Below are 2,989 nucleotides of genomic sequence, written 5' to 3' on the forward strand. Positions count from 1 at the left end.
TACCGCCTCAACCCTCAATAAAGGCAGTATCCAATCTATAAGAGGATGCACTCCAGCCCTCTCAAAGAGTGCATCCTTCCCTTCAAGGGTTTTACTCAATTTTCATCGCATCTCATTTTTATGAACCCTCATTTTTATGAATCCTTGGTCAAAGGCACAAAAAGAAGTTTGCTAGCAACTATTGTATCACCCACCTTATGGGATTCCACTTGCCTACAGAGCTTTCAAACTTTTTTACGCCTTTATAAAATCGAATCTGAAAGAATTCATTAAGGCAATTAAGAGTAAATTTTGTCAAAATATAGACAAAGTTTATTCTTTTTTGTGATTGTTGTATTTTTACTATAGTTATTTAAATCGAATTTATATATGATACGTATCGATATTTATTTATCGAAATAAATATAGGAGAAAAACTATGAATATCAGATATTTTTTCATAGCTGGGGCTATTACAAGTGGTTTAGCTCTCGCGATTCAAAAATCTGATCGTATAGTCAATAAACAACCCTCTCCTATTGTTGCTCCTTATACTATCGAGAAAACAAATTTACAGTTTGTTAAACAAGTAAGGGACACATCGGATACATTGAATATACTGAGAGTCAGTAATAGAAGCGCATCAGAACAAGCATCAATCAACGATATATACGATAAAGCAGAAAATTTATTGAATGCAATAGCTGGTTTTTTAGGATCACTTATTATATATTTCTTGCAACTTGTTGCTACTAAAATATAAGATACAAAAAGTTCTTAAAGTAAGGTTATATACATTTTGTATATATTGTAAAATTTAAATAAAAAGGCCCTTTATAAAATGGGGCCTTTTTTAGTTTAATTTTTCCTTTGTTTTAGTTTAGTTTTTATTGTGTTTTTATTTTTATTGGCGAAATATCATCGCCTTCAAAAATGCCATTTTTACTTGTCTCACATCTCAAATGACAAAGGCTCTACCCCCTAGCTTCCCTCCCATAGCGCTTTCGTTAATAAGGGTCCGCAATCTTCCTGTTCTTCCCAAAAATTCCTCTGTTTTCAAGAAAATGACCATGCATCTCCTATGTCATCGGATTGGCTTACAGATCTCCATGAAGCAGACTGAAAAACACAAAAATACCATAAATTTTTGTATCAATATCACTATACTGAAACACTGTTGAGGCTTAACAAGCGCTGCTTCATTGGCAAGGACTTCTTAAAAAGACAAAAAATACCTCAAAGGCAAAAGACCTTAACACTGCTCAAAAATGCCATTTTTTGCCTTCCTCTCACCTCAAATGACAAAGGCTCTAACTCCTTAAAGGGCTCTAACCCTTAAAGGGCTCTAACCCTTAAAGCTCCTCCCCATAAGCGCTTTAGTCAATGGACCTTTCCCTCATACCGCTTGAATAAGCGATAATTTATGAGCATTTTCTAACAAAAAAGAGACTGTCTTTAAGAAGATAGCAAAATTTATAATTGATTTTTCTCCTCTATTCTTGAGGATCAAGCCATTTCCAGTCTATTTTTTAAAATCTTGGCTATTATTCTCGATTTTTCGAACCCTTTATTTTGCTCTGGTAAGAAAGGTGTGAAAGCGCCATGATTGAGACGCTTTCACATCTTTTAAATAAGGGTGCTTTTCTTCAACAGGAGAGTACAACACTAATCAATTTTTATATCCATAAATGCAGGTTCACCATCTTTAATATAAGTAATATCAGGAGCATGTTTTACCCCCTCTGCTTCAAACACGAACTGTTCATCACTCACCCCTTCAAATCCTTGTTCTCTTAATTCTTGTTTTTTCTCCTCAACTAATTTTTTATGAAAATCTCGTTTTTGATTACACAAATTAAGGTTTCTATCTCTAAAAAGCTGATAGTCCATGGCTATGGACAACTTCTCAGCAACCCGTTCCAGCAGATCGTAACTGAACTTTCCTTCCCTTTCCACTTCTTGAGCGATCACCATCGCGCGTTCCAAATGAACTTTTTCAATGGTTTCATCAAAGCCAAGCTGGTTCCCTGCCGTAAAACTTTCGTCATAAGAAGCTAAAGTCTCCACATCGCCCAGCAAAGCAAGAGCAGCAAGATGCAGCAAAGCATAAGGTGCGAGCTCTATGTCATCATCCGGTGCCCAAGATAAAGAGTCTTTTTCCCAAGGAGGAAGACGATATTGAGAGCGAAAAATTTCATGCAAAGAATCATCTTCCATTGTCCATTTTAAAGTTTTTTCAAGCGCTTTTTTTAAACACGCGGCACTCACTTTTTCTTCAAAAATTTCCAATCCATTGGGCACAAAATTCATAAATACCGTTGGCAAAACCCCAGAATTATGAGGATTAATCGTCTGACAAGCAGCCGCAAAAACACCGCTCATAATTAAAAGCCCGCGATCAAACGGGGAAAATTCTTCCACGTGTTTTTCGTTATAAAGAAACTGCACTTCGCGATCTGGTAAAAAGAGGGTTGCCAAATAATCTCCTTTTCCCTCGATGTCCACAGACCACCCCAAGCTTTTTAAAAGCGCTGTTGCACTTTCTATCGTGAGAATTTCATCATCATCATAACCGATACAAGATATTGATTTATAATGATAATCTAGCTCTGTTCATATTGAATTAGACCCTCGAATAACGTAGGATTCTCTCATTTCAAATCTGTTTATCTTGAATCAATCAAAACCACTTACTTGCACACCACAAGCGGGGTTGATGTGTGGGTAAAAATTGTACAAGAAAGGAGTAAAAATGGTTCTTATGAATCGTCTTAATGCAAGGGCTGTCGCAACTTTGGGAGCTGGTAAATATAATGATGGTGCCGGCTTGCTTCTTCACAAACGTAAAGATGGTGGTGCTCAATGGCTTTATCGTTATACCATTCATGGTCGGCGCCGCGAAATGGGCTTGGGTGCCTTGCGAGATGTTTCTTTAAAACAAGCCCGTGAATTGGCAACTAGGTGGCGGGCTGTTTTACGTGAGGGGCATGACCCTATTAAAGAACGCAAC

The 2,989-nt window shown here is 37.0% G+C and carries 3 protein-coding genes; 2 read left to right on the top strand and 1 reads right to left on the bottom strand.

All coding sequences use genetic code 11. The annotated features are described in order from the left end of the window. Window positions 1-418: 418 nt before the first annotated feature. Window positions 419-742: a hypothetical protein gene (locus ACFIMX_RS05520; protein WP_375617945.1), complete on the top strand. Its 324-nt coding sequence runs from the start codon at window positions 419-421 to the stop codon at window positions 740-742. Window positions 743-1,644: 902 nt separating this feature from the next. Here the strand turns inward: ACFIMX_RS05520 and ACFIMX_RS05525 are convergent. Further along, entirely contained in the window at window positions 1,645-2,565 is a 921-nt protein-coding gene (locus ACFIMX_RS05525; RefSeq protein ID WP_375694158.1) for a DUF6990 domain-containing protein, read from the bottom strand. 166 nt (window positions 2,566-2,731) lie between these two features. Between ACFIMX_RS05525 and ACFIMX_RS05530 the strand changes: the two genes are divergently transcribed. Further along, a partial coding sequence (locus tag ACFIMX_RS05530) for an Arm DNA-binding domain-containing protein (protein WP_375694157.1) occupies window positions 2,732-2,989 on the top strand: 258 nt, incomplete at its 3' end.

Source organism: Bartonella sp. AD24XZML, from assembly GCF_042196485.1.
Classification (GTDB): Bacteria; Pseudomonadota; Alphaproteobacteria; order Rhizobiales; family Rhizobiaceae; genus Bartonella.

Excerpts from the sequence above, each read along its gene's own strand:
- ACFIMX_RS05520 (WP_375617945.1), top strand. The coding sequence starts at position 419 with ATGAATATCAGATATTTTTTCATAGCTGGGGCTATTACAAGTGGTTTA.